Raw genomic sequence first — 761 nt, forward strand, 5'->3', positions numbered from 1 at the left:
GACCCGTTCATCCGGCAGCACGCCGCCAAGGGCTTCGCCATGATGGTATATGACTTCAAGTACCCCACGCTGGCCAAGACGCTCTTCTACCAGTTCTGCAAGAACAGGAAGGCCGGGAGGTTGCCCGTGAACTGCGGCTTCCGTACCATCAACTTTACCGACGTGGAGTATTCCGACCGCATCAACCCCATCCAGCGGAAGTACATCCCCGACCTTGCGGCGGCCTCGGAGACGGCGGCCACCCTGCTGGCCTCGCTCAACAAGGGAGGCGGAGAGAAAAAGGGCGGCTCGGAGGCGTTCTTCACCAACTCGGCGGAGAACTTCCTCGCGGCCATCATCTACTTCTTCGTGAACTTCCACCCCGTGGGCTTCAAGGACGGCAGGAAGCTCAGACGCTTCATCCTACACGAGGGAAAGAAGCTGGAAATCGTGATAAAGAATTGGGACGACTTCAACGCCATAGACAAGGACGGCAATGTAGTGCTGGACTTCGTGGACGAGAAGGGCAACGATGTCTCCACGGACGAGGACAGGATGTTCGTGGATTTGAACGGTTACAGCTATAAAGACCGCACGGGAAAGCTGGTACGCATCAACCGCTGCTGGTATGAGGACAGGGACGGCAACGAGGTGGAGCCGGACACCGTCACGGGGGAATACTCCGACATGCCGCATGTCCTCTCGTTTCTCGGCAGGCCATACGACCAGGTGTTCAACATCCTGATGCAGGATGACAAGATAGCCTCGCTTATGGCGCCGTT

The 761-nt window shown here is 57.7% G+C and carries 1 protein-coding gene; it reads left to right on the top strand.

Going from position 1 to position 761, the window contains the following annotated elements:
• A partial coding sequence (locus H6B30_RS16030) for an LSm family protein (protein ID WP_500684414.1) occupies positions 1 to 761 on the top strand: 761 nt, incomplete at both ends.

This window comes from Marseilla massiliensis, assembly GCF_016899955.1.
Classification (GTDB): domain Bacteria; phylum Bacteroidota; class Bacteroidia; order Bacteroidales; family Bacteroidaceae; genus Prevotella; species Prevotella intestinigallinarum.